Source organism: Vreelandella aquamarina (genome assembly GCF_044805175.1).
Classification (GTDB): Bacteria; Pseudomonadota; Gammaproteobacteria; order Pseudomonadales; family Halomonadaceae; genus Vreelandella; species Vreelandella aquamarina_B.
Genome location: NZ_CP085232.1, coordinates 1442464 through 1467385, shown reverse-complemented (window position 1 = coordinate 1467385; position 24922 = coordinate 1442464). Strand labels below are relative to the sequence as shown.

The following is a 24922-nucleotide window of genomic DNA, read 5'->3' as shown; positions in this document are numbered from 1 at the left end:
GCGTACCTAAAGCCGCTGGGGAGACCGTAATGGCCAACGTATTAGTGGTCGATGATGAACCCAATATTCTACTGTCCCTTGAGTTCCTCATGTCCCATGCTGGGCTGACGGTGACGACCGCGCCTGACGGCGAAACCGCCCTACTGAGAATCGCCGACTCATCCCCTGACCTGCTGCTATTAGACATCAGCTTGCCAGGCATCAGTGGCTTTGAAGTGCTGGAGCAACTGCGCCGTACCGAGGCGGATCGGCGCCTCCCCGTGATTATGTTAACGGCTCATGGCCGTGAAGTAGAGCGCGAAAAAGGCCTTGCGCTCGGGGCAGATGACTACGTCACTAAGCCTTTTTCTACCCAGCAGCTCGTAGAGAAGGTGAAAGCGCTGTTAGCCGAGCGTGCATCATGACCCCCAAAAGCCTACCTAAACGCCAGCGGTTGATCGGAATGTGGCTGCTGTTAAGCGGTGTCAGCCTATTAGGGGGCGCTCTATTCGCCGCCTGGCTGGATAGCCAATTAGCCCTTTCCGGCGTGGCGCGTGCGGCGCTATGGTTAGGCAGTTTTTCAGGCGGCATCACGCTATTTTTGATGGGCCTATTACTGGAGCGAATGCTATTTACTCCCCTTCGCCATCTGCAGGCCCAGTTGGCGCGCTGGGTAGCCAACCCGGATGCCCAGGACGAGAACACCCCGGAAGGCTGGTTAAAAGGATTAGGCCCCGACCTACGCCGCGTCAGCCAGAGCTGGCGGGCTGATCGCGCGCGGCTCGCCACCGCCCATGCGGAGGGGGCACGTAGCGCCTCCCGCATACGCCAGGAGCTAGAGACCCTGCTACAAGTGCTTGAAACACCGCTGCTGCTGTGCGACCGGCACCGTAGGGTCATGCTGTTTAACCAAGCCGCTGAGGACTTTTTTGCGGGCAATACCGGCTTAGGGCTAGGTAAACGCTTGGATGCATTGCTACCGGCCGCCAGTTTAGAACAAGCACTCGCCCAACTGCCCGAAGATGGCTCACCGAGGGAAATGCTTGCCCCCTGCGACCAGCGCTGGTTAAAGGTAGTCATCAGGCGCGTGCCAGGCAGCGAGAAAGAGACGCTGGTCACCTGCAGCGATACAACAACCGCATGGAATAACGAAATGGGCGTGCGGGCAGAGCTTAACCACCTTCTACCGCCACTGCGCCAGCACTCGGCCAGCTTGAGCAGCGCGGCAGACGCCCTGACCCAGCTGCCCGAATCCCAGAGCGAGCACTCGCTACGCACCCGCCTAGAGCAGGTAATCCACGAAGAGAGCAGCGCGCTTAACCGCCAGGTTGCCCATATCGGCACGCTGCTGGACGATCTTCAGTATCATGGCGAGCGGTTAAGGCCGATTTGGTCTAACGATTTCTGGCAATCCCTAGATGAGCGGCTTGACCCTGCACACCGCTTGATTACCCCTATTGGCGTACCGGCCTGGTTTAAAGGCGATGCGCCCGCGCTAATCGAGCTGTTTAGTTCTTTGGTGAGCCACCTAAGCAGCCACCTGCCGAGCAGCGGCTTCGAGGGCGAAATCACGCTGAATCACAAACGCGCCTATGTCGATCTAATGTGGCAGGGCGCGCCGGTGCCTGAAAGCGAGTTGGGCGTTTGGCGCGGGCAGCAACTCAGCTCCCTCCCGCTGGCGCCCACGGTGGCCGATATTCTGCGCCAACACGCAACCGATATCTGGAGTGTTGCCGATACCGACAAACGCTATGCCAGATTACGGCTGCCGCTACCGACCATTGCCCAAATCCAAGCCCCGCGGGAATCCGCCCCACCGCGCCCTGAATTCCATGATTTTGGTATTGCCCAACTCCCCGCCCCCGACGAGGCGCTGGCTAGCCGTGCCCTGCGCTGCCTGGATATTGTAGCGTTTGATACGGAAACCACCGGTCTTGAGCTGCGGCGAGGCGACACCGTCATTAGCCTAGGCGCTTGCCGCATCGTCAACGGCCGCCTACTCGCCAGCGATGCCTTTGATCACTTTGTTGACCCCCAGCGCCCTATCCCCGCGGCCAGCACGGTGATTCATGGCATTACCGATGCGGATGTTGCCGGTGCAGCGCCGCTTAAAACCGTGCTTGGCCTATTTCACGATTACGTCGATAACGCGGTGTTGCTAGCCCACAACGCTGCGTTTGATATGCTCGCCATTAGCGGCCATGGTATTCCTTTTGACATGCCCGTGCTGGACACGCTGCTCATCTCGAAAGCGTTAGACGAAGCGCTGGATGGGCATGATTTAGACACTCTCGCCAAACGCTACGACCTGCACTTCCCCCCCGGTACGCGTCATACCGCACTGGGGGATGCCAGGGTGACCGCAGAGCTATGGCTGGCCCTGCTTCCCCGCCTAGAGGCCCGAGGCATTGATACCTTGGAAGAGCTGCTGGCGCTGCAGGCAAATGCTTTTGATAAAGAAGATGCCAGCGCATCATGAAGCCGCCCAGCCCGCCAGCGCGTCGGCGCGAACGACTTATTGCACTGACGCTTCTCGCCCTATTGCTATTCTGCCCGCCGATGCTTCTGATCGTAGACCGTCTGCCGGGCGCGCTGGGCTGGCTGCCGCTTTACCTATTTGTTGTTTGGGGCGGGGTGATTGGGTTAACCGCGTGGCTGATGGAACCCGCTAAGAGGCCATAAACATGCGAACCGATCTTATCGTGATTGGTACGGCCTTTAGCTACCTGGCACTGCTATTTATGGTGGCCGCTTGGGGAGACCGCCGCGCCGAACAGGGGCGCTCGCTAATTGGTTCCCCGACGGTGTACGCGCTTTCCATCGCCGTTTACTGCACTGCATGGACGTTTTACGGCAGCGTTGGCCGTGCGGCACAGTATGGCCCCAGTTTTCTTTTGATCTATTTGGGGCCTACCCTGGCCATGCTGCTAGCTCCTTTTACGCTGCGCAAAATGGTGCGGATTGCCGCGCAACAACGTATCACCTCGATTGCCGACTTTATTAGCGCCCGCTATGGCAAAAGCTCCCGCCTGGGGGCACTTGTTGCCTTGATGGCGCTTATTACCATTACTCCCTATATCGCACTTCAGCTAAAAGCCATCACGGTCAGCCATGCGGTCCTCATGAACTACCCACTCAGCGCAGAGACCACGTTGGTCAATGAACGCTTCTGGATGGACCGCTCCTTTTGGATAGCGATGGTGCTGGCGGTATTTATTATTCTATTTGGCACCCGCCATTTAGATGCCAGCGAGCGCCATGAGGGCATGGTGGCCGCCATTGCCGTCGAGTCACTGGTGAAACTCGCTGCGTTTTTAGCGGTGGGCATTTTTGTGACGTTTAGCCTATTTGAAGGGCCTGCCGCACTCTTTGCCGAAGTAGCCGCCACTCCCGCGCTAGTGGATAGTATGCGTTTAGAGAACGTGCCGGGCGGAGCAACCGGATGGGTGGGTATGCTGCTATTGGCTTTTTTAGCGTTCTTTACTCTGCCCCGCCAGTTTCAGGTCTTGGTGGTGGAGAGTGTTGACGAGCAGCATCTTGATCGCGCCAGCTGGCTTTTCCCTCTCTACCTGCTCCTGATCAACCTGTTTGTCATCCCTATTGCCCTCGCGGGGCTGCTGATGGGCGAGGGCGACCCGGATAGCTTTGTATTAACACTACCGCTATCTGCGGGGTTGGAAGGGTTACCGCTTCTGGTGTTTATTGGCGGCCTCTCTGCTGCCACCGGCATGGTTATTGTCGAAACAATTGCCCTCTCTACTATGGTCAGCAACCAGCTTATTATGCCGCTGCTGCTCAAGGCGAAAAGGCTATACATCGGGAGTCACGGCAAACTCGCTGATTGGCTGCTCAATATCCGGCGCATCGCCATTCTACTGATCCTACTGATGGGATACCTCTATCATGCCTTGATTGGCGATAGCTATAGCTTGGTCACTATCGGCCTCGTCTCCTTTGCGGGAGTGGCCCAGTTTGCCCCGGCACTATTGATCGGGCTGTACTGGCGCGGGGCAACACGCCAGGGTGCCACGTTTGGCTTGCTGGCAGGCTTTTTAGTGTGGTTCTACACACTCCTGTTGCCCGGTTTTGCCCAATCCGGCTGGCTGGCAAATGCCCTAATCACAAACGGCCCTTGGGGTATTAGTTGGTTATCGCCTTATGGGTTGTTTGGGCTATCAGGGTGGGATATCTACACACACTCGCTGTTTTGGAGCATGCTCGCCAATGCGGGCCTACTGATAGGTGTATCGCTGTTCACGCGTCCCACGCCGCTAGAGCAAACCCAGGCCACGCTGTTTACCGAGGCGATGCACCCCAACCTGCAAACTACGTCACTTTGGCAGGGCGAAACCACCGAAGGCGCGCTCCATGCACTGTTAATCCGCTATTTGGGCAGTGCGGCGACTCAACGTGTCTTTGCCTCCCCTGCCAGCCAACCCTTTACGGAAACCGACGCTTATCAGCGGCCAGCGTCTAGAGCGCTGATCACCCGTGCAGAGCAGGCATTAGCAGGCTCCTTGGGCAGCGCGTCCGCCAGCGTATTGATCAACTCCGTCTTACGGGGTGAAGCATTGGATGTGGCTTCGGTTCTCACCATCCTCGATACCACCTCGCAGGCGTTGGAGTACAACCGCCGCTTGGAGCAGAAGTCCCAGGAGTTAGCCCGCGTGGGTGAAGAACTACGTAGCGCTAATGAGCGACTACGCGAGCTTGACCGTATGAAGGATGAGTTTGTTGCCATGGTGAGCCACGAGTTACGCACGCCATTAACGTCTATCCGCTCGTTTGCAGAGATTTTACGCGACACCCCCGATATCGCCGTCGATAAGCGTCAACAATTTCTTGGCATTATGGTGCTGGAAAGCCAGCGTCTTTCTCGGCTTATCGAGGAAATTCTCGATTTAGCGCGCCTTGAAAGCGGCCGTTTAACGCTAAAGCCTGTCGCGGTTGACTTAACCAAGCTGGCAAAACAGAGCAGCGATGCCATTTTCCGCTTACATGACGAACAGAGTGTCGAATTTGAATTTTGTGCAGAAGCATCTCCAGCCATGGTCACTGCTGACCCAGACCGTCTTGAACAAGTGATTATTAATTTACTGGAGAATGCACGAAAGTTTGCTGCTCCCCGGCACCCAAAAATTAGGTTATCGGTTTATCCGGTTGATAATGTCTTTCAACTAAGCGTCGATGATAACGGACCAGGTATTCCTCCTTCAGAGCGTGAAAACGTCTTTGAAAAGTTTTATCAACTCCAGCTGAGAGAACACACTACGGAAAAAAGCAGACCTAAAGGCAGCGGTTTAGGTTTGCCCATTAGCCGCGCCATTATTCATCATCTAGGTGGCAAATTATGGGCTACTGAATCCCCACTAGGCGGCACTAAAATGGTGTTAGAGCTGCCTATGGCCTGCTCTATGTAAACAATTGTGCCGTTTAACGCATAGTGTCTCAGTGTAACTAGCCACTACTGACTCTTTTACGCTATTCTTCGCGCCCTCGCACGCATTCACCTGTTACTGGCGGAGCAGCAATACTATGCAAGGGTTAGCGCAACAAGAGAAAAGTGGCCACTACACTATTGCCATCCAGCCCATAGTGAATGCGCAACTGCAACACATTGCAGATGAGTTGCTGTACAGAGGCGAGATGTCTGCTCAGAGCGCCGCAGTGTTTGATGATGTTCAAGCAACTGCCCGCGCCTGTGCCGTGGCTATTTATGAAATTGGCCTCGATAAGCTCTGCGGCCAGCGCCAGCTATTTATTAATGCGTCCGAACAGTGGCTGCTTAACCCAGATTTGGATGGCCTTCCGGCCAATCAAATTGTTATCGAAGTGCTAGAGGATACTCAACCGAGCGAGCCGCTTATCGCCGCTCTACGCCAACTAAAAGCAAAAGGCTATACGCTAGCGCTTGATGATTTCGAGCCCACTTCCGCCAACAGTGCGCTATTAAACCTAGCAGATATCGTTAAGTTCGATATATCGGTTGGTTTACCTGTAGAACTTATTCAACGTCTTTATCGTGAAGGGTATACGCTGCTGGCCGAACGCGTAGAGACCTATGCGGATTTTGAACGGTGTAAAGCACTCGGCTTTCGCCTGTTTCAAGGATATTTTTACCAGCGCCCCCAGGTGCAAGCCACGCAGACTCATCGCCGCAGTACGTCCCGAGCTAACCAAATGCAACTCCTCGCTCAACTATATAGCGATAAAGTACGCTTGCCTGCATTAAGCACGCTGATTGCACGGGACCCATATCTGCTTAATGCCGTATTCAAGCGCGCTAACTCAGCTGAGAAAGCCTCTCAGCGCCCCGCTTACAGGCTGCTAGACTGCATCCATATTATTGGTCTGAGAGAGTTGCGAACGCTAGTGTCTATTGTGATGCTCGCAGGTAATAGCCCCGCCAGCAAAATTAACCTGATCAGTGGATTAACGTATGCATTTGCTTGCGAAGCATTGGCATTACAAAGAGGCCTTGATGAGGAAGAGAGCTTTATTATCGGGTTATTTTCGTACATGCCGATAATTTTAGGTGTTGACTTAGAAACCATGCTTCAAGAGCTACCGCTTAGCCAGACTATTAGCCGCGCACTTACCGAGCACCAAGGGCCACTAGGAGAGCTATTACGTGATATTAAAGCCTGCGACCAAGGCGTTGCTAACCCGAACGTGCCTGCAGAACTTATACTGCAGGCAGCCGCAGAAGCACGTGCTCTAATGGACTCCCAGATTAGCTAACCGTATGACTATCACGGCGGGGGTCGGGGTCGAACATGGCATCCCCCACTTCATCGATATAGCGCTGCGCTTTTGACACCATCAACGCATCGCAGGCCTCACGCCCCGGCAGCATATCGGAACGCTCAAAACGGTGCTCTTGAGCGCCTCCTTGGCTGTCCGGCTTACGTATCCAGCCGCTCACACGGTACTGACCGCTTTGGTTATCGGGCTGGGAGATAATTAAATACTCTTTATACTCCACTGGGTCAGCGGCCTTGGTACCCGCCGCTGCCCCTTCTCCCCCTGCGCCAAACAAGCCTGAGAGTAACTTTTTAAACATAGTGGCTCCTATAAAACAGTGGCCAGCCCAAAGGCTGGCCACGTTGCAAGGTTAGCTCTGCTGGCGGCCCTTACCGGCAGCGATGCGCAAACGCAGCGCATTCAGCTTGATAAAGCCTTCCGCATCTTTTTGGTTGTAAGCACCCGCATCGTCTTCAAACGTCGCGATGGACTCATCAAACAGCGACTGCTCAGACTTACGACCTACCACAGTGGCGTTACCTTTATAGAGCTTCATGCGGACAACGCCAGAGACGCTCTTCTGGGTCTCGTCAATGGCCGCTTGCAGCATACGACGCTCTGGGCTCCACCAGTAGCCGTTATAGATCACTTCGGCGTACTTAGGCATTAGCTGATCTTTAAGGTGCGCTTCTTCACGGTCTAGCGTCAGCGACTCAATCGCGCGGTGGGCACGCAGCATGATGGTGCCTCCGGGCGTTTCGTAGCAGCCGCGCGACTTCATACCCACATAGCGGTTTTCGACGATATCTAAACGGCCAATGCCGTTGTCGCCGCCCAGCTTGTTGAGCTTTTCAAGCACTTCGTGCGGCTTCAGCGCTTCGCCGTCGATGGCTACGATGTCGCCTTTCTCAAACGTCAGCTCAACGTAGGTGGGCTGCTCTGGCGCGGCTTCAGGCGAAACGCTCCAGCGCCACATATCCTCTTCAGCTTCGGCCCACGGATCTTCCAAAATGCCGCCTTCGTAGGAGATATGCAGCAGGTTGGCGTCCATGGAGTAGGGAGATTTCTTCTTCTTGTTGGAGAAATCCACCGGAATATTATGCTCTTCGCAGTAGGCCATCAGCTTTTCACGGGAGGTAAGATCCCACTCGCGCCAAGGCGCGATCACTTTCACCCCAGGCTTCAGCGCGTAACCGCCCAGCTCAAAGCGAACCTGGTCGTTGCCTTTACCGGTCGCACCGTGGGAAATGGCGTCTGCACCGGTTTCATTTGCGATTTCGATCAGGCGCTTAGCGATCAGCGGGCGGGCAATGGAGGTACCCAGCAGGTACTCACCCTCGTAAATCGTGTTAGCGCGGAACATCGGGAAAACGTAGTCGCGTACAAACTCTTCGCGCAGGTCTTCGATGTAAATCTCTTTCACGCCTAGCGCTTGCGCTTTTGCACGGGCTGGTTCGACTTCTTCACCTTGACCGATGTCGGCAGTAAAGGTTACTACCTCGCAGTTGTAGGTCTCTTGCAACCACTTAACGATAACGGATGTGTCCAGGCCGCCTGAGTATGCCAGCACAACCTTTTTGACATCGGACATTCTTTGCTCCTTGTAAAAAGCAGTTCACGAGAAGAGGCAGTGCTCTAGGCGCTACCTATTGATTTAAACCGTCAGTATAGCGCTCTCAATGCTCAGCGAATACCGTCAACGACGCCTTAGGGGTAAAGCTGCTAGAATCACCCCAACCCTAGCGGCTAACACCCGCCGCTAACCCTAACCGACTACTCGCTTTACTAAGGAGAGCTGCATGAGCGAGGCAATTGCCCGCGAATTGATGGCCCAGCGTTTTCGCAGTTATTTACCGGTTGTCATTGATTTGGAGACGGGTGGGTTTAATGCCCAGACGGACGCAGTATTGGAAATTGCAGCTGTCACACTCACCATGGACCCGGATGGCAATTTGCTGCCCGATGCCACCTATGCCTACCACATCCACCCCTTTGAGGGCGCCAACGTTGAACAATCCGCGTTAGACTTTACGGGGATCAACCTGGATGACCCGCTACGTCGCCAAGTGGCGTTAAGCGAGTCTGAAGCGCTGGGCGAAATTTTCCGCCCTATCCGCAAATCGATTAAGGCACACGGCTGCTCGCGGGCAATTCTGGTAGGCCATAATGCGGCGTTCGATCACGGTTTCCTTAACGCGGCAGCCAACCGTTGCAACGTTAAACGCAACCCTTTTCATCCGTTTTCAAGCTTTGATACCGCGACCCTAGCAGGCTTTGTATATGGCCAAACCGTGCTGGCACGCGCCTGCCGCGCGGCGGGCATTGAGTTTGATAACAAAGCGGCCCACTCGGCGCGCTATGACACCGAACGCACGGCAGAGCTGTTTTGCGCCATGGTAAACCGCTATAAGGATTTGGGCGGCTGGCGGCTTGCCCAGCGTGAACAGGCAATGGATGGCTGCGACGAGTAACGCACGCAGGGTATTTGGTGCTGGCAAAGTGCCATGTAATGCAGCGGAAACGGCTTTGCGCTAAACTTTGCTGCGTTTATGGCTGCTCTATTGGCAGCGCCGCTATTTGCAACACCCATTGCAACACCCAGGTAAGCAACCTGCTTTTCTTACCTTACACAACGACTAGACCACCCGTTTTCAGGAGATGAGACGTTTCCATGGCCCAGCATAATGCCTTTTACGCCCAATCCGGTGGCGTTACCGCCGTCATCAATGCCAGCGCCTGCGGCGTTATCGAAGCTTGCCGGCAAGCGCCCGACCAGATTGGCAAGGTATACGCCGGTCATAACGGCATTATTGGTGCGCTTACGGAAGATCTTATCGATGTCACCCAGGAGAGCGATGACGCCATTGCTGCCCTTCGCCATACGCCTGGCGGTGCATTTGGCTCGTGCCGCTATAAGCTGAAGGATATTGATACGCACCGCGCCCAGTACGAGCGCCTGATCGAGGTGTTCAAGGCGCACGATATTCGTTACTTCTTCTACAACGGCGGCGGCGACAGCGCTGATACCTGCCTCAAAGTTTCCCAGCTCTCCGAGAAACTTGGCTATCCGCTAACCGCGATTCACGTCCCCAAAACCGTCGATAACGATCTCCCCATTACCGACAATAGCCCCGGCTTTGGCAGCGTGGCGAAGTATATTGCCACGTCTACCCGGGAAGCATCGCTGGATATCGCCTCCATGTGCGCCACCTCTACCAAGGTGTTCGTGCTGGAAGTAATGGGCCGCCATGCAGGCTGGATTGCGGCAGCGGGTGGCCTGGCCGGTGAAGGTGAAGGCGAGCCGCCGCACTTGATTATCTTCCCCGAGGTGGCGTTTGACCGTAAAGCGGTGATGGCACGAGTCGACGAGAGCGTTAAAAAATACGGCTACTGCGTCATCGTGGTATCAGAAGGGGCGCGCTACGAAGACGGCACCTTCCTGGCGGATGCGGGCAATACTGACGCCTTTGGCCATCGCCAATTAGGCGGCGTCGCCCCCACCCTGGCGGGCATGATCAAGCAGGATTTGGGCTACAAGTACCACTGGGCTGTGGCGGATTACCTGCAACGCGCGGCACGCCACCTGGCTTCCAAAACCGACGTTGAGCAAGCCTATGCGGTTGGCCGTGAAGCGGTCACGCTGGCTCTGGCGGGTAAAAACTCAATGATGCCGGCCATTCGCCGAATTTCGCAAACCCCTTACCAGTGGGACGTGATCTCCGCGCCGCTGTCGCAAATCGCTAACCAAGAGAAGTTCATGCCCCGTGAATTTATCAGCGAAAGCGGTTTTGATATTACCCAAGCGTGCCGGGACTACCTCTCGCCGCTGATCCAGGGTGAAGACTTCCCTCCGTTCGAGAATGGCTTGCCCAAAGTCGCCAAACTCAAGCTCGCGAAAGTAGAACAGAAGCTGCCTAAATTCACGCTGTAACTGCTTGGCTGGCTGAAACGCTGGCCTAGAAAAAGGGGCGATGACACCGGTCATCGCCCCTTTTTTAATGGAGTATGCACTTAATACGCGTTTCTAACGCAGCAGCCAGGAAAGCACCAGCAGTAACAGCAAAATCCCGGCAACTCCTTGCCAGAAGCGTCTGGATTCCGCACGCGGCTCCTCTCGCTGTGGCAGCCGCCCTAGGGGCACTCGCAGTGCATGGAGAAACTCTGACATCCGCCTAAAACGCAGTGGCCGCTGCGGGTCCAGCGCGCGCCGCAACGCCTCATCCAGCGCGGGGGTAATTTCCGGGTTGGTTGCACGCGCGCTGCGGTAACTGAGCTCTTCTAAATCGGTATGGCAGCGCAGACGGTTAGGTGTCAACGTGTAAGGCAACTCTCCTGTTAGCAACCAATAGACCACCGATGCCAGCGAGTACTGATCGCTGCGTCGCCCCACGCTGTCACCCAGGGCATACTCAGGGGCCGTATGCTCATTAAAGCCAATCTGGCGAAGCAGCTCACCTGAGTGGCGATGCCCATCCACTTCGCGCATGTGGCAGGCGCTAAAGTCTGTCAGCACCACCTTACCATGCTGATCGATCAGTATATTATCCGGGTTAATTTGCTGGTGAATAATATCGCGGTGGTGCAGTGCCTGAACTGCCTTGCCTAACTGGTTGGCAATATCGAGGCGCTGCACCAAGCTTGCTTGTGGATGACGCTCTGCCCACTGACGCAGGGTTTCACCGTCAACATTCTGCATTAGATAGTAGAGGTAGCGACGCGGGCGGGATGGCTCCATCACTTTCACGACGAAGGGGGAGTTTACCCGCTCTACAACCCACTGCTGCAACAAGAAGTGCTCTAAGTAGGCGTTACGCAGCGAAAGCTCCGGGCTTGGTGCTTTCATTACCATCACGCGGTCACTGTGCACATCGCGCACACGGTAGACACGAGACTGTGCATTACGTGAGAGCACTGCCTGCACTTCCAACCCATCCAAGCGCTCACCAATGGACAACTCGGGGGGAATCGGCAGGTCGCCATAGAGCAAGCCTGGGTGGTCAGCGGCCTCTTCCGGCAGTTCATCAATACGCAGCAACTGAAAGCAGAACTGGTCGCCGCCGTAGCCCCGCTCCTGAGCGCGCTGTTTCGCCTCGCTGGCTAAACGCTCGCAGGCGGCATCCAAGTCACTGGCATCTTGCCGGATAAGCCGCACATAGTCTGACGGCATGAGCGTGCCCCGGACGGCTTGGGTGGTAAAAACAAAGAGGTCGCCCTGCTTTAAAGCCAGGTGGGTGTAATCAATATCGAGGCTCACATCCATACCCAGCGCACGGGAGGGATAGCGATAACCGCCCACATCGGTCACGTGATCGCGGGTTAGCTGCTCGAACTCAGCACCACGCAGGCGAAATACCAGGGTATCGCCCATATGAAACAGGTGGCCTTCCCGGCCTACAAACACCATGGCCGAGAGCGACGAAACAAAGCCACCCTCTTTAACATGCTGGCTTTGGCTGTAGCACCAGCTATTGAGGGCGCGCAGCACTCGGGTTGCCGAAGTCTTGGTGTCCCAGTGCTCCGGTGTTGAGTAGTAATCCGCCAAAAAACCGCGAACGCTTAGGTCGCCGGCCTGTTTGGCCATGGTATTACGCGAAATAGAGTCGCTGATCACTGCGCAGCCGCCTTTCACTTTTAACAGCGGGGCGTCCGGCAGGCGCACCGACATGGAGCTACGGTGCTGACGACGCTCTGGGGCTACAAACGCTTGACCATAACTAATTAGCAACTGGGCGTGCGCCAACTCATCCTCCTGGGCTTACGGCTCACCATCGCAACCATACGGGGGCTATCATACACGCTGAGACAGCGAAACGATGCCCACCAAACGTCGTGCCCGCCACAAAAACCCGCCTCATATCTCTCTACGGTCATATCTCTCTACAGATTGGCAGCGAGCCAATTGGCTTTAATGCCTGCTCTTTATCTGCGCCTCACCTGAACACCGGTTTCCCAAACATCTAGCAGCTAACCATCTAGACAGCTAAACACCTATGTCGCATTGGTAATCTACCGGCCATGTTCGTATAATTCTTCACCATTAATGCAATGCATCAACTGCTTAACTACTGTTCACTGCAGTAGGTAAGAAAAGCCAAGCCAAGGAACCAGCGATGAACTTTGATAACATCCCCGCCGGAAAGGATCTGCCCAACGATATCTACGTGGCGATCGAAATTCCTGCTAACCACGCGCCGATTAAGTACGAAATCGACAAAGATATGGGTGCCCTCCTCGTTGACCGTTTCATGGCCACGCCCATGTTCTATCCGGCCAACTACGGCTTTATCCCCCACACCCTGGCCGACGACGGCGATCCGCTAGACGCGCTGGTAGTAACTCCTCACCCGGTAGCACCTGGCAGCATTATTCGCGCACGCCCGGTCGGCATTCTGAACATGACCGATGAAGCAGGCGAAGACGCTAAACTGGTATGTGTACCGCATCCCAAGCTGACCACCCTGTATGATGACGTGCAGGAAGTCACCGACCTACCCGAGCTACTGCGCCAGCAAATCGCCCACTTCTTCGAGAACTACAAAGATCTCGAAAAAGGTAAATGGGTGAAAGTAGAGTCGTGGGAAGGCGTCGAAGCCGCTCGCAAAGCGATTGAAAAGTCGGCCGCTGCTTACAAAAAAGCGTAACTAGCGTTTCGGTACTACCCCAAAAGGCCGCCACTTCAGGCGGCCTTTTGCGTTTCGGATTAACGGCGCATGAAGTACCGCGTCACGTCACCGCAGACAGTACGCTAACCATGGGAGGTGCGCTATCCTGCCCCACTGCACTAGACCTGTTACCACTGCGTAAGGATATAGCGTGTTGCCCATTAAACGTTTCAGCCTGTTGTTCGTGTTGTGCTGGCTACCTTTACTGGCGCATGGCCAATGGTTTTCTTCCAACGACCAGAGCGCTTTTTTGCCTGTATTGGAGGCCTTCCAGCCCAGCGCTTGGCACGATGGAGAGACTCTTTCCGTCGGCTTTGAAATTGCCGAGGATTATTACCTTTACCGCCACCAGTTTGCCGTCGCTAGCCAGAACCCGTCTGTCAGCCTTGGTGAACCAGCCATCCCCCCTGGCAGCTTCACCACCGACGAATTTTTGGGCGATGTTTATATTTTCCGCGACCAAGTGGTCTTTGAGGTTCCTCTTACCGCGCCCTATAGCGGCCCTTTCGAGGTTGAACTTACCTTTCAAGGCTGCGCGGATGCCGGTTTATGCTACCCCCCCGAACGCGTCACGCTAGAAGCCTCAGAAACCGCACCGCCTAGCGTATTTGCTGGCTGGCAAGATAGCTCAGCACAAGCAATTACCGAGCAAAGCCCTGCCCACCAGGCAGCTAACTCCACCAACGAACCATCCAACAAACCTTCCAACAAACCTTCCAACAAACCTTCCAATGAATCAGCAACCACGTTTAGCGCGCCGCAGAGTGAAGATAGCCACTTTAGCGCACTGATTAGCAGTGCGAGCCTGCCACTTGCCCTGGGGCTTTTCTTCCTGGCCGGTGTCGGGCTGACCTTTACCCCCTGCGTGCTCCCCATGATCCCGATTCTCTCCTCCATTGTGGTAGGACAGAATCCGACCAAGCCGCGTGCGTTTGCCCTCTCAGCGAGCTATGTGCTGGGCATGGCGGCAACCTACGCGCTGGTAGGTATTTTGATGGGGCTATTCGGTGCAGGGCTTAACCTTCAGGCACATTTACAGTCAGCGCCAGTGCTCTTTACCTTTGCGACACTGTTTGTCCTGTTTGCCCTGGCGATGTTCGGCGCTTTCGATTTGCGCGTGTCACCGCGCCTTGCTAGTAAAGTAGACGCCTGGCAAGCGCGGGCGCAGCGCAGCGGCCCGCTGGGCCTGGCGGTTGCCGGTGCGCTGTCGGTGCTTGTGGTTTCTCCCTGCGTTAGCGCTCCGCTAGCCGGCGCCCTGGTCTTTATCTCCTCCACCGGTGATGCCGCCATGGGCGGCGCGGCACTCTTCGCCTTGGGGCTTGGCATGGGGCTTCCCTTGCTGCTGGTAGGCACATTCGGCACCACGCTGCTGCCACGCCGGGGCAATTGGATGAATGGCGTTAAAATTGCTTTTGGACTGCTGCTATTGGGCGTTGCCATCTGGATGGTAGAGCGCTTGATTGCGCCTTCGCTGGCACTATTACTGTGGGCGGCCTTAGCGATGGGCAGCGCTTTAACCCTGGGTGCACTGAACACTTCCCCCTCTAACGGCTGGGCAAAGGCACGACAGACCCTGGGTTTGATGCTGCTGGCCTGGGGGATAGCGCTAGTGCTGGGAGCAGCCCAAGGCAACAGCAACCCACTACGCCCGCTTTCGCTCACTGCTACAGGCACCCCCGATTCAGCCACCACCCTGGCATTCAAGGAGGTGGATAGCCTGGGGGCACTTCAAACCGAGCTGGCCCAGGCAGCCCGGGCGGAACAACCGGTCTTTGCACACTTTACCGCTGACTGGTGCATCTCCTGCAAAATCATGGAACGCGACGTCTACCCAAACCCACAGGTGGCCGCTGCATTGAACGATTTTCGGCTAATCGCAGTCGATGTAACGGAAACCAATGCACAAAGTCGGGAGCTGTTAAATCATTTCAGCCTTTTCGGCCCGCCTAGCCTGCTGTTTTTCAAGCAGGGGGAAGAGGTTCGCGACGCTAGGATTCAAGGAGAAGTCACCGCGCAACGCTTAGTGCAGCACTTGGATTCACTGAAACGCTGGCAACAAGGCTAGCTCACGGCAACGCTGGCAACACGGCGATGTCGTGTAGTGCTCAGTGTCAGCTTCGCATCGCTAGCGATAATTTAGCCGCCATGTCGCGATTATCGTCAAACAGTTGTTTAAATGGCAAATTTTTCCCGCCTTTTGGCGGATACTGGACAGTGCGCTACTTTTTCGGCAAACTCCGCAGCCATATTTGCTAAAAAACTCATCTTTTAGCGTTGAGTCTGGGGTAACGTTCACCATCGTGCCGCGTTCTCTTCATTTTTAAAATTGGTTTACTGCGCCCACAGGGCGCTGCACGCGGCAGGCCCGCTCGGCCTACTGACGCGTGTCACTTTGATCAACTTTTGGGGCTATACGTATGGATATTCGCAAGGTTAAGAAACTGATCGAGCTGCTGGAAGAGTCCAATATCAGCGAAATCGAAATTCAGGAAGGTGAAGAGTCGGTTCGCATTAGCCGTCACCCTAACGGCACCTCCTGGCAGCCGCAGCCGATGCCGCAATACGCTCAGCCTGCGCCTTCTGCAGCCCCTCAGGCTCCGGCGGCTAGCGCCTCTACCGCCGATGCCGACACCCAGGAAACCAGCTACCGCGGCGAAGCGGTGAACTCTCCCATGGTAGGCACCTTCTACCGCAGCCCGGCGCCGGGTGCGAAAGCGTTTGTAGAAGTCGGCGACACCGTTAAGCAAGGCGATACCGTCTGTATCGTTGAAGCGATGAAAATGATGAACCAAATTGAAGCCGACCGCGACGGCGTGGTCGAGGCCATCCTAGTGGAAGATGGCGAGCCGGTGGAATTTGATCAGCCTATGATCGTCATCGCTTAATCTTTCATTTCAACACGGGTGGATTCTCCCATGCTGGACAAGGTACTTATCGCAAACCGCGGCGAGATTGCCCTTCGCATCTTACGCGCGTGCAAAGAGCTAGGGATTAAGACCGTTGCGGTTCACTCCAAAGCAGACCGAGAGTTAATGCACGTCCGTTTAGCCGACGAGGCGGTATGCATTGGCCCCGCTTCTTCAGCACAGTCATACCTCAATATCCCCGCGCTGATTAGCGCTGCCGAAGTCACTGACTCAAGTGCCATTCACCCTGGCTATGGCTTTCTGTCCGAGAATGCCAACTTTGCCGAACAGGTAGAACGCTCTGGGTTTACCTTTATCGGTCCGCGTGCTGAAACCATTCGCCTCATGGGTGATAAAGTCAGCGCGATTGAAGCCATGAAGGCGGCGGGTGTCCCCACCGTTCCTGGCTCGGACGGCCCCCTGGGAGATGACGATGCGACTAACCTGGCCACCGCCCGCCGCATTGGCTATCCAGTCATTATCAAAGCCGCTGCCGGTGGCGGCGGTCGCGGTATGCGCGTCGTGCATACCGAAGGCCACCTGCTCTCTGCCATTACCGTCACCCGCACCGAAGCTCACGCAGCGTTTGGCGACGGCACGGTTTACATGGAGAAGTTTCTAGAGAAGCCTCGCCATGTGGAAGTACAGGTGCTGGCTGATGGTCAGGGCAACGCCATTCACTTGTATGACCGCGACTGCTCGCTGCAGCGCCGCCACCAGAAAGTGCTCGAGGAAGCGCCCGCCCCGGGGCTCGACCCCGCAGCCCGCGCCAAAGTGCTGGAAGCCTGCCGCCAAGCGTGTATCGAGATCAACTACCGTGGTGCGGGTACGTTCGAGTTCCTGTATGAAGATGGCGAGTTCTTCTTTATCGAGATGAACACCCGCGTACAGGTAGAACACCCAGTAACAGAGATGGTTACCGGCGTTGATATCGTGAAGGAACAGTTGCGTATCGCCTCCGGCATGCCGCTCTCGATTCGCCAGGAAGACGTAAAGCTCAACGGCCATGCCTTTGAGTGCCGCATCAACGCGGAGGATTCGCGCACCTTTATGCCCTCTCCAGGCAAGGTAACGCTCTACCACGCACCAGGAGGGCTAGGCGTCCGGATGGACTCCCACCTCTACACTGGCTACACCGTTCCGCCCCATTACGACTCCCTGATCGGCAAGCTGATCACCTGGGGAGCGGACCGCGATACTGCGCTAACCCGGATGCGTAACGCGCTCGATGAGCTGCTGGTTGAAGGCATCAAAACCAATATTGATCTACAGAAAGACTTGGTACGGGATAGCTACTTCCGCCAGGGCGGAGTCAATATCCATTACCTGGAAAAGAAGCTAAGCAGCTAATCTATTGGTTGCGACCACGCCCGCTCAGTGGCGGGCGCTTCTGCGGGGTGGCCATCGCCACCCCGCCGCTGTTTTACCCCAGCCTATGATCACTTTTCGTTTATCCTATTCCGGTGGAGATCCCCGATGCCCTGGCTGCAATTGAAAGCGCACGTTGCCCCCGAGCAAGCCGACCTACTCGAAGAGCTGCTTCTTGAAGAGGGGGCAACGGCCATTGGCTTGCAGGATGCCCACGACGACCCTGTGTTCGAACCAGAACGCGGCACTACGCCCTTATGGCAAGATACCATTTTGACGGGGCTTTACGATGATCTCGACGGCATCAATGAAATGCTCAGCCGCATTGAAGCCGCCTGGGCAGAGCAGATCCCCGGCGAGCCGTGCCCAACCATTGAGTATGAGCTGCTGGCAGATCGGGATTGGGAGCGCGAGTGGATGGATGACTTCACCCCTCTACGCATGGGTGAGCGACTCTGGATTGTGCCTAGCTGGCACGAGCCGCCCGAAGCCGGCGCCGTTAATTTAATCCTTGACCCTGGCCTCGCCTTTGGCACCGGCACACACCCGACCACTGCGCTCTGCCTTGAGTGGCTAGACGGCTTGGCAGTCCGCCATGAACTGCAGGATAAAGCCGTGCTGGATGTGGGCTGCGGTTCAGGCATCCTCGCCATTGCAGCCCTCAAACTGGGCGCTTCCCATGCTGACGGTACGGATATCGACCCGCAGGCCCTGCAGGCCAGCCGTGAAAATGCCGAGCGCAATGCGATTAGCCCCGAACAGCTGGCACTCTACTACCCGGAACAGCTAGCGGGCGGCCCCTACCCGGTCGTTACCGCCAACATTCTGGCAGGGCCGTTGGTTGAGCTATCCAGCATGATTGCAGGCCATGTCGCGCCCGGCGGCCAAATAGCGCTATCGGGCATATTAGCCAACCAGGCAGCAGACGTGCTTGAAGCCTACGAAGCCCAGGGGCTGTTAATGGATGAGCCTACCATCCGCGAAGGCTGGGTGCGCCTGACAGGCCGCCGCCCCGTATAAAATAGGGATTGGCCTTCATTCCTTTGGCGAGTAGGCGTATCATACGCCCCCTTGAAACGCCCTACTCGTCGATTTCATGCCGACCAAAGTGCACCGCAATGACCTTGATGACTACTTCGCCACCTGCGATTGGGCCTTACCCACTGCCTAACCCAGTGATGCTGGCGCCTATGGCAGGCGTAACCGATCGCCCGTTTCGCCAGCTCTGCCGACGACTTGGCGCTGGCTGGGTAGTCGGTGAAATGGTCACCGCCGACCCATCGCTATGGCATACCCGTAAATCGCAGCTACGCATGGACCATCGAGGCGAGCCCGACCCACGCGTGGTACAAATTGCCGGTGGCGATGCAGAGATGCTGGCCCAGGCGGCAAAGCTCAATGCGGAACTGGGTGCACAAATCATCGACATCAACATGGGCTGCCCGGCCAAAAAAGTGTGCAATAAAGCAGCGGGGTCTGCGCTATTGCGTGATGAAGCCCTCGTTGCCGAGATTCTAGAGGCAGTGGTGGGGGCCGTCGACATCCCGGTTACGCTCAAAATTCGCACTGGCTGGTGTGCGGCATCAAATAACGCGCTGCGTGTTGCCAAACTCGCAGAGTCTGCGGGCATTCAGGCGCTGGCCGTTCATGGCCGGCACCGCGAACAGCGCTATACTGGTGAGGCGGAGTACGACACGATTGCTGACATTAAGTCGCGCCTCTCGATTCCAGTCATTGCCAACGGAGATATCACCACTCCCGAAAAGGCCGCTTATGTTCTGCGCTATACCGGTGCCGATGCCGTCATGGTGGGACGTGGCGCTCAGGGCAATCCGTGGATATTTCAACAGATCAACCATTACTTAACCCATGGCGAGCGGCTAGCCCCTCCTAGCCTCGCAGAGCGCCGCCAAGTGTTAGTTGAGCATTTACAGGCGCTACATACGTTCTATGGCGAAACCATGGGGGCGCGCATCGCACGTAAACACGTCGGTTGGTACCTCAATGATGACCCACGTTTCTCGGATACCGAGCAGCGAGCGCTCAAGCAGCAGTTTAACGCCCTCACCTCGCCCGATGCGCAGATTGACTGGATTAATAACGCCATGACCCAAGACGCCGCTCAGCGGCTGCTAGCCAAAGGAAGCCATGCTGCATGACTGAACGCAATCTGTTCTCCAGCGAATGCTCCTCCCACCTTTCGGGCACGCTAGCAGATCCTTCTGCCGCCAACACCCAGCCTCAACCACTCAGAGAAGCGGTTGAGATGGCAATGCGCCGCTACTTCGAACACCTGGATGGCAGCCAGACAACCGATCTGTATGCCATGGTGATGGCCGAAGTGGAAGCTCCCCTGCTAGCGTGCGTGATGGAGCACACCGACGGCAATCAAACCCGTGCCGCCGAAGTGCTCGGTTTAAACCGTGGCACGCTACGCAAGAAGCTCAAGCTTTATGGATTAATTGAAAGTGACGCCCCCTAAGGGGCGTTGTTGTTTTTTTTTAACACGCTGTTTTAACTACCGACCTGCACACAACGAGCACCCTTATGGCTGACAGTACTGCTACCCCCGTTCGTCGCGCCCTGCTGAGCGTCTCTGATAAAACTGGCATTGTAGCGTTTGCCCGTGGTCTTTCCAGCCATGGAGTTGAGCTACTCTCTACTGGCGGCACGTTCCGCCTGCTGCAAGAGAACGGCATTCCGGTTAAGGAAGTATCCGAACATACCGGCTTCCCAGAAATTATGGATGGTCGTGTTAAAACGCTACATCCGAAAATCCATGGCGGCATTCTGGCGCGTCGCGGCCAGGATGACGCAGTGATGGCCGACAACGATATTTCCCCCATCGACATGGTGGTGGTGAACCTCTATCCGTTTGCCGCTACGGTCGCCAAACCGGACTGCACCCTGGAAGACGCCATCGAAAATATCGACATTGGCGGCCCTACCATGGTGCGCGCTTGTGCCAAAAACCACGCTTACACCACCATAGTGGTCAACGCGGGCGACTATGATCGGGTGCTAGGCGAGCTGGCTGAGCAGTCAGGCCAAGTAAGCGCTGCTACACGCTTTGACTTAGCTGTTAAAGCGTTTGAGCATACGGCTGGTTATGATGGCGCCATTGCCGAGTATCTTGGCCGTCAGGTAAGCAGCGAAGATGCTACTTTTGCACGCACCTTCAACCTGCAGCTACATAAAAAGCAGGACATGCGTTATGGCGAAAACCCACACCAAAAAGCGGCCTTCTACGTTGACCCTAACGCTACCGAGCCGTGTGTCGCCACCGCAAAGACGCTCCAAGGCAAACCGCTCTCATTCAATAACGTCGCGGATACCGATGCGGCCTTTGAGTGCGTTAAAGCCTTTGGCGAAACCGCTTGTGTAATTGTGAAACATGCGAACCCATGCGGTGTTGCCGTCGGCAGCAATGCATTAGAGGCCTATGACAAAGCCTTCGCTACCGACCCTACCAGCGCTTTTGGCGGCATTATTGCGTTTAACGTTCCTCTGGATGCAGAGACTGCACGGGCCATTATTGACCGCCAGTTTGTTGAGGTCATTATTGCCCCTGGCGTTAGCGACGATGCCGCCGCCATTGTGGCCGAGAAGCAGAATGTTCGCTTACTTGATGTCAGCGCCCACTGGCCCGGCACGCCACAGCCTGCGTTTGACTTCAAACGCGTCACCGGTGGCCTGTTGGTACAAGACCGAGATCAAGGCATGGTCACCAACGATGAGCTCACCGTTGTTAGCGAACGCGCTCCTTCCGAGCAAGAGCTGCGGGACCTCGCCTTCGCCTGGCGCGTAGCGAAGTTTGTGAAATCCAATGCCATTGTGTATGCCAAAGCGGGACAAACTATCGGGGTAGGCGCTGGCCAAATGAGCCGGGTTTACTCGGCCAAAATCGCTGGTATTAAAGCAGCGGATGAAGGGCTTTCTGTACCGGGTTCCGTGATGGCATCCGACGCCTTCTTCCCTTTCCGTGACGGCATTGATGCGGCTGCCGCTGCAGGTATCACCGCTGTGATTCAACCCGGCGGCTCCATGCGTGACCAAGAAGTCATTGACGCTGCTAACGAAGCGGGCATTGCGATGGTATTCACTGGAATGCGCCACTTCCGCCACTAACCTTCATAAGAAAAGCCCTCACTTGAAGCCAAGTGAGGGCTTGGGTTACCCGCTATTGCGCTTATTTACCGAGATCAATACATAGGTACTTGGTTTCCAGGTATTCCTCCAAGCCCTGGTGCCCTCCTTCACGACCAAGGCCCGAGGCTTTTACCCCGCCAAATGGCGCGGAGGCATTGGAAATTAATCCAGTATTGATACCTACCATACCGTATTCCAGCGCTTCAGCTACGCGCCATACACGGGCAAGGTCTCGGGAATAGAAGTAGGATGCTAGGCCATACTCTGTATCATTGGCCATCTCAATGGCGGTTTCCTCATCATCAAACGGGAACACCGCAGCAAGAGGGCCGAATGTCTCTTCATGGGCAACTTTCATTTTGTCCGTTGCAAAGCTGATCAGCGTCGGAGTAAAGAAGTTGCCTCCTAGCGGATGGGGGTGCCCTCCCAAAAGCAGCTCTGCGCCGTTATCAACGGCATCCTGAACGTGCTCACTGACTTTTTGAACAGCCTTCTCATCAATGAGCGGCCCAATATTCACATCCGGCTCAGTGCCATCACCCACATGCAGCTCGCTGTTCATCGCAACGGCAAGCTTCTCACAGAAGGCGTTGACGACGCTGGATTGAACGAGAAAACGGTTGGTACACACACAGGTTTGCCCAGCATTGCGAAACTTAGCCGCCATGGCACCTTCAACCGCCGCATCCAAATCTGCATCTTCAAAAACAATAAAGGGCGCGTTGCCACCTAGCTCCAAAGAGACCTTCTGCACATGCTCAGCGGCCTGAGCCATCAGCTTACGGCCCACTTCCGTTGAACCGGTGAACGTAATCTTTTTAACTTTCGGCGACTGAGTAAGTGCTTTTGCAATCTCTGAAGCACTGCCCGGCACAACGTTAAAAACGCCGCGGGGAATACCTGCACGCTCAGCGAGCAGCGCCAGAGCTGTAGCAGAAAAAGGCGTTTGACTGGCAGGCTTCACAACGATGGTACAGCCCGCCGCCAACGCGGCCCCCGCTTTGCGGGTAATCATTGCCGCCGGGAAGTTCCAAGGCGTAATCGCTCCAACTACACCAACCGGCTGCTTGGTCACCACAATCCGCTGATTAGCTTTGGCAGCTGGGATTGTCTCGCCATAAACCCGACGCGCCTCTTCAGCAAACCAGCGTAAAAAGCTAGCTGCGTAAACAATCTCGCCTTCAGCCTCTTTAACCGGTTTGCCCTGCTCGTGAGTCATTAGCAGAGCTAGGTCATGCTTATGCTCAAGCATCAGGTCATGCCATTTTAGTAGCAGATCTGCTCGCTCTTGCGCTGTTAGCGCCCGCCAAGCTGGCAAAGCTGCATCGGCAGCCTCAATCGCCCGCTCGGTTTCTGCTCTGCCTAGGCGCGGCATGTCACCCACTGGCTCACCAGTGGCTGGGTTTAGAACATTGATTTGCTCACCGCTATCGGCGGCCACCCAACTGCCGTCAATATAGGCAAAGGGGCAATACAGCTGTGTTTCTTTTAGCGCTTCCATGACAAACTCCTGACCAGATAACGGCCGTGTAGGCTCATTCACTTGTCCATGCTAAGACGAAACGGAGCGTTTAACCAAGTCTTTGACATGAAACCTGCTGAGTTTCACCCAGATCAGCTGATCAGTGTTAGAAATTCTTGTCGTGTTGCTTGATTGCTACGGAAGCTGCCCAACATAACGGATGATGTCATGCTTGAGTTCTGCTTTTCGACGCCACGCATCATCATGCAGAGGTGACGTGCTTCAATCACCACCGCCACACCCCGCGCCTGGGTTACTTGCTGTACTGACTCTGCAATTTCGCGCGTTAAATTCTCTTGAATTTGCATCCGGCGCGCGTACATATCAACGATACGAGCAAATTTTGAGAGGCCTAGCACCTTGCCACTCGGCAAATAAGCAATGTGACATTTGCCGATAAACGGTAGGAGGTGGTGCTCGCACATGGAGTAAAGCTCGATATCCTTCACTAGCACCATTTCATCGGTTTGCGACTCAAATACAGCCCCATTGACAATCTCCTCTAACGACTGATGGTACCCAGCGTTCAAAAACTGCATAGCTTTAGCAGCCCGCTTGGGGGTATCTCGCAGTCCTTCGCGATCAGGGTTCTCACCCAGCGCAGAAATAATATGGCGGTAGTGTTGGGCGATATCGTCGGTCATTGTCGGCCTCATCAAAACTGTGCGTATTCGCTATTACTTAATCGCCTTGCAGCAATATCATCGCGCCAGCGAACCTTCATTGTTAGCGAACCACTTGGTGGCTCGCAGTATTTTCCGTTTAGCTGCCTTTACGTCACGTATGCTAGCCGAACGCTATCCTGTACAAAAAATATACCCTAAACAAGTTTCGTACAACAGGGGCAGTAAGTTTATCTATTCTACCCCAGCAGCACAGGCTGTGGCAGAGTGACACGCACCCCCCTTCGGCACTAATTGAGCTGTGCTATGATAAGAGCACAAATTTTCCTGCTAACACTGCAGGGGCCACTGTTGAGAGTACGCTATGTCATTTAAATCATCGCCCTTTTGGCTAACCGCCCTGCTGGGTACTTTGTTTGCATCCCCCTTACACGCAGAGGAGTCAACGCTGGAGCTACCCAGCGGTGCGAAAGTAGGCGTTGAAGTCGTTGAAGCGTTAAAATTTGATAGCAGCCAAACCCGCTACAACGAAATCTTGCTGCACCCTAAACCAGCAGATAGCACCACGCATTCGCTGCCAGAGTACTGCCTGTTAGTGGCGAACGCGCAGCTAAACGGGGACCGTATCCGCATTACGACCCAAGATGCCACTTGTATTGAAACCCACGATGCCGAAAGCGCCATCTACTCTGGCTCCTTTTCAGCCAGCGCTTATGCGCAAGATGGCCAATATGGTCTTGCCTGTGATGGCGGCTCCTGCTCTTTAGCACCGGGCCAGTCATTTGTGCTAACACTCGAAGAGAGCATCCAGATTCAGGCTCAAGACAACCCGTCGGCTGAGATTAACGCGGCCCGCCGCCAAGCTAATGGAGAAGGTGTCGCCAACCCCATTCCCGGTGAGCGCCCCGACCCTAGCCAGAGCGTAGAGAACCCCGCTCCTACTGAACTGCCAGAGTAAACCTGGCGCCA

21 protein-coding genes are annotated in these 24922 nt (G+C 55.6%); 16 read left to right on the top strand and 5 right to left on the bottom strand.

Annotated elements, in window-relative coordinates:
* Positions 1-29: 29 nt before the first annotated feature.
* The 5 genes from LG300_RS06870 to LG300_RS06850 all read left to right on the top strand — a co-directional run bounded on the left by LG300_RS06870 (position 30) and on the right by LG300_RS06850 (position 6720).
* Positions 30-404, top strand: coding sequence for a response regulator transcription factor (locus tag LG300_RS06870; protein ID WP_404377647.1), 375 nt, complete (start codon positions 30-32; stop codon positions 402-404).
* Entirely contained in the window at positions 401-2458 is a 2058-nt protein-coding gene (locus LG300_RS06865) for an exonuclease domain-containing protein (RefSeq protein ID WP_404377646.1), read from the top strand. Before LG300_RS06870 ends, LG300_RS06865 begins: the two co-directional genes overlap by 4 nt.
* Positions 2455-2661, top strand: coding sequence for a hypothetical protein (locus LG300_RS06860; protein ID WP_404377645.1), 207 nt, complete (start codon positions 2455-2457; stop codon positions 2659-2661). Before LG300_RS06865 ends, LG300_RS06860 begins: the two co-directional genes overlap by 4 nt.
* A gap of 2 nt (positions 2662-2663) precedes the next feature.
* Positions 2664-5399 (top strand): ATP-binding protein, encoded by a 2736-nt coding sequence (locus tag LG300_RS06855; protein ID WP_404377644.1) that lies wholly within the window; start codon positions 2664-2666, stop codon positions 5397-5399.
* Between the two features lie 226 nt (positions 5400-5625).
* Entirely contained in the window at positions 5626-6720 is a 1095-nt protein-coding gene (locus LG300_RS06850) for an EAL and HDOD domain-containing protein (RefSeq protein WP_404377643.1), read from the top strand.
* On the opposite strand, the gene LG300_RS06845 is transcribed toward LG300_RS06850, so the two are convergent.
* Both LG300_RS06845 and LG300_RS06840 read right to left on the bottom strand, forming a co-directional pair.
* Complete coding sequence (locus LG300_RS06845; RefSeq protein WP_404377642.1) at positions 6713-7042, bottom strand: HlyU family transcriptional regulator; 330 nt, start codon at positions 7040-7042, stop codon at positions 6713-6715. The two genes, LG300_RS06850 and LG300_RS06845, sit on opposite strands and share 8 nt — an antisense overlap.
* A 51-nt stretch (positions 7043-7093) precedes the next feature.
* A complete protein-coding gene (locus LG300_RS06840; RefSeq protein WP_159342299.1) occupies positions 7094-8314 on the bottom strand; it encodes an argininosuccinate synthase in 1221 nt (406 codons plus the stop codon).
* 208 nt (positions 8315-8522) lie between these two features.
* Here LG300_RS06840 and rnt point away from each other — a divergent pair, with 208 nt between their 5' ends.
* Complete coding sequence (gene rnt / locus LG300_RS06835) at positions 8523-9194, top strand: ribonuclease T (RefSeq protein ID WP_404377641.1); 672 nt, start codon at positions 8523-8525, stop codon at positions 9192-9194.
* A 200-nt stretch (positions 9195-9394) separates the two neighbouring features.
* Positions 9395-10654 carry a 6-phosphofructokinase gene (locus LG300_RS06830; RefSeq protein ID WP_404377640.1) on the top strand — a complete coding sequence of 420 codons (1260 nt, stop codon included), beginning with the start codon at positions 9395-9397 and terminating at the stop codon, positions 10652-10654.
* A 93-nt stretch (positions 10655-10747) separates the two neighbouring features.
* Here LG300_RS06830 and LG300_RS06825 read toward each other — a convergent pair whose 3' ends face one another.
* A complete protein-coding gene (locus LG300_RS06825; protein ID WP_404377639.1) occupies positions 10748-12463 on the bottom strand; it encodes a protein kinase in 1716 nt (571 codons plus the stop codon).
* A gap of 370 nt (positions 12464-12833) precedes the next feature.
* Between LG300_RS06825 and ppa the strand changes: the two genes are divergently transcribed.
* The 8 genes from ppa to purH all read left to right on the top strand — a co-directional run bounded on the left by ppa (position 12834) and on the right by purH (position 21787).
* Complete coding sequence (ppa, locus tag LG300_RS06820; RefSeq protein WP_404377638.1) at positions 12834-13364, top strand: inorganic diphosphatase; 531 nt, start codon at positions 12834-12836, stop codon at positions 13362-13364.
* A gap of 172 nt (positions 13365-13536) precedes the next feature.
* Positions 13537-15450 (top strand): protein-disulfide reductase DsbD, encoded by a 1914-nt coding sequence (gene dsbD / locus LG300_RS06815; RefSeq protein ID WP_404377637.1) that lies wholly within the window; start codon positions 13537-13539, stop codon positions 15448-15450.
* A 352-nt stretch (positions 15451-15802) separates the two neighbouring features.
* Positions 15803-16270 carry an acetyl-CoA carboxylase biotin carboxyl carrier protein gene (accB, locus tag LG300_RS06810; protein WP_404377636.1) on the top strand — a complete coding sequence of 156 codons (468 nt, stop codon included), beginning with the start codon at positions 15803-15805 and terminating at the stop codon, positions 16268-16270.
* A gap of 30 nt (positions 16271-16300) precedes the next feature.
* Positions 16301-17641, top strand: a complete 1341-nt coding sequence (gene accC, locus LG300_RS06805; protein ID WP_404377635.1) for an acetyl-CoA carboxylase biotin carboxylase subunit — start codon at positions 16301-16303, stop codon at positions 17639-17641.
* A 126-nt stretch (positions 17642-17767) separates the two neighbouring features.
* Positions 17768-18679 (top strand): 50S ribosomal protein L11 methyltransferase, encoded by a 912-nt coding sequence (prmA, locus tag LG300_RS06800; RefSeq protein WP_404377634.1) that lies wholly within the window; start codon positions 17768-17770, stop codon positions 18677-18679.
* Positions 18680-18777: 98 nt separating this feature from the next.
* Positions 18778-19818: a tRNA dihydrouridine synthase DusB gene (gene dusB, locus LG300_RS06795; protein WP_404377633.1), complete on the top strand. Its 1041-nt coding sequence runs from the start codon at positions 18778-18780 to the stop codon at positions 19816-19818.
* The gene (gene fis, locus LG300_RS06790; RefSeq protein WP_404377632.1) at positions 19815-20141 is read left to right on the top strand and encodes a DNA-binding transcriptional regulator Fis; all 327 of its coding nucleotides are present in this window, start codon (positions 19815-19817) and stop codon (positions 20139-20141) included. The genes dusB and fis overlap by 4 nt, the downstream gene beginning before the upstream one ends.
* A gap of 65 nt (positions 20142-20206) precedes the next feature.
* The gene (gene purH, locus LG300_RS06785; protein WP_404377631.1) at positions 20207-21787 is read left to right on the top strand and encodes a bifunctional phosphoribosylaminoimidazolecarboxamide formyltransferase/IMP cyclohydrolase; all 1581 of its coding nucleotides are present in this window, start codon (positions 20207-20209) and stop codon (positions 21785-21787) included.
* A gap of 61 nt (positions 21788-21848) precedes the next feature.
* On the opposite strand, the gene LG300_RS06780 is transcribed toward purH, so the two are convergent.
* Positions 21849-23309, bottom strand: a complete 1461-nt coding sequence (locus tag LG300_RS06780) for an NAD-dependent succinate-semialdehyde dehydrogenase (RefSeq protein WP_404377630.1) — start codon at positions 23307-23309, stop codon at positions 21849-21851.
* 113 nt (positions 23310-23422) lie between these two features.
* Positions 23423-23974, bottom strand: coding sequence for a GTP cyclohydrolase I FolE (folE, locus tag LG300_RS06775; protein ID WP_404377628.1), 552 nt, complete (start codon positions 23972-23974; stop codon positions 23423-23425).
* Positions 23975-24317: 343 nt separating this feature from the next.
* Here folE and LG300_RS06770 point away from each other — a divergent pair, with 343 nt between their 5' ends.
* Positions 24318-24911: a hypothetical protein gene (locus LG300_RS06770; protein WP_404377627.1), complete on the top strand. Its 594-nt coding sequence runs from the start codon at positions 24318-24320 to the stop codon at positions 24909-24911.
* Positions 24912-24922 lie beyond the last annotated feature (11 nt).

Excerpts from the sequence above, each read along its gene's own strand:
- LG300_RS06870 (WP_404377647.1), top strand. The coding sequence starts at position 30 with ATGGCCAACGTATTAGTGGTCGATGATGAACCCAATATTCTACTGTCC.
- LG300_RS06865 (WP_404377646.1), top strand. The coding sequence starts at position 401 with ATGACCCCCAAAAGCCTACCTAAACGCCAGCGGTTGATCGGAATGTGG.
- LG300_RS06860 (WP_404377645.1), top strand. The coding sequence starts at position 2,455 with ATGAAGCCGCCCAGCCCGCCAGCGCGTCGGCGCGAACGACTTATTGCA.
- LG300_RS06855 (WP_404377644.1), top strand. The coding sequence starts at position 2,664 with ATGCGAACCGATCTTATCGTGATTGGTACGGCCTTTAGCTACCTGGCA.
- LG300_RS06850 (WP_404377643.1), top strand. The coding sequence starts at position 5,626 with ATGTCTGCTCAGAGCGCCGCAGTGTTTGATGATGTTCAAGCAACTGCC.
- LG300_RS06845 (WP_404377642.1), bottom strand. The coding sequence starts at position 7,042 with ATGTTTAAAAAGTTACTCTCAGGCTTGTTTGGCGCAGGGGGAGAAGGG.
- LG300_RS06840 (WP_159342299.1), bottom strand. The coding sequence starts at position 8,314 with ATGTCCGATGTCAAAAAGGTTGTGCTGGCATACTCAGGCGGCCTGGAC.
- rnt (WP_404377641.1), top strand. The coding sequence starts at position 8,523 with ATGAGCGAGGCAATTGCCCGCGAATTGATGGCCCAGCGTTTTCGCAGT.
- LG300_RS06830 (WP_404377640.1), top strand. The coding sequence starts at position 9,395 with ATGGCCCAGCATAATGCCTTTTACGCCCAATCCGGTGGCGTTACCGCC.
- ppa (WP_404377638.1), top strand. The coding sequence starts at position 12,834 with ATGAACTTTGATAACATCCCCGCCGGAAAGGATCTGCCCAACGATATC.
- accB (WP_404377636.1), top strand. The coding sequence starts at position 15,803 with ATGGATATTCGCAAGGTTAAGAAACTGATCGAGCTGCTGGAAGAGTCC.
- accC (WP_404377635.1), top strand. The coding sequence starts at position 16,301 with ATGCTGGACAAGGTACTTATCGCAAACCGCGGCGAGATTGCCCTTCGC.
- prmA (WP_404377634.1), top strand. The coding sequence starts at position 17,768 with ATGCCCTGGCTGCAATTGAAAGCGCACGTTGCCCCCGAGCAAGCCGAC.
- dusB (WP_404377633.1), top strand. The coding sequence starts at position 18,778 with ATGACCTTGATGACTACTTCGCCACCTGCGATTGGGCCTTACCCACTG.
- fis (WP_404377632.1), top strand. The coding sequence starts at position 19,815 with ATGACTGAACGCAATCTGTTCTCCAGCGAATGCTCCTCCCACCTTTCG.
- purH (WP_404377631.1), top strand. The coding sequence starts at position 20,207 with ATGGCTGACAGTACTGCTACCCCCGTTCGTCGCGCCCTGCTGAGCGTC.
- LG300_RS06780 (WP_404377630.1), bottom strand. The coding sequence starts at position 23,309 with ATGGAAGCGCTAAAAGAAACACAGCTGTATTGCCCCTTTGCCTATATT.
- folE (WP_404377628.1), bottom strand. The coding sequence starts at position 23,974 with ATGACCGACGATATCGCCCAACACTACCGCCATATTATTTCTGCGCTG.
- LG300_RS06770 (WP_404377627.1), top strand. The coding sequence starts at position 24,318 with ATGTCATTTAAATCATCGCCCTTTTGGCTAACCGCCCTGCTGGGTACT.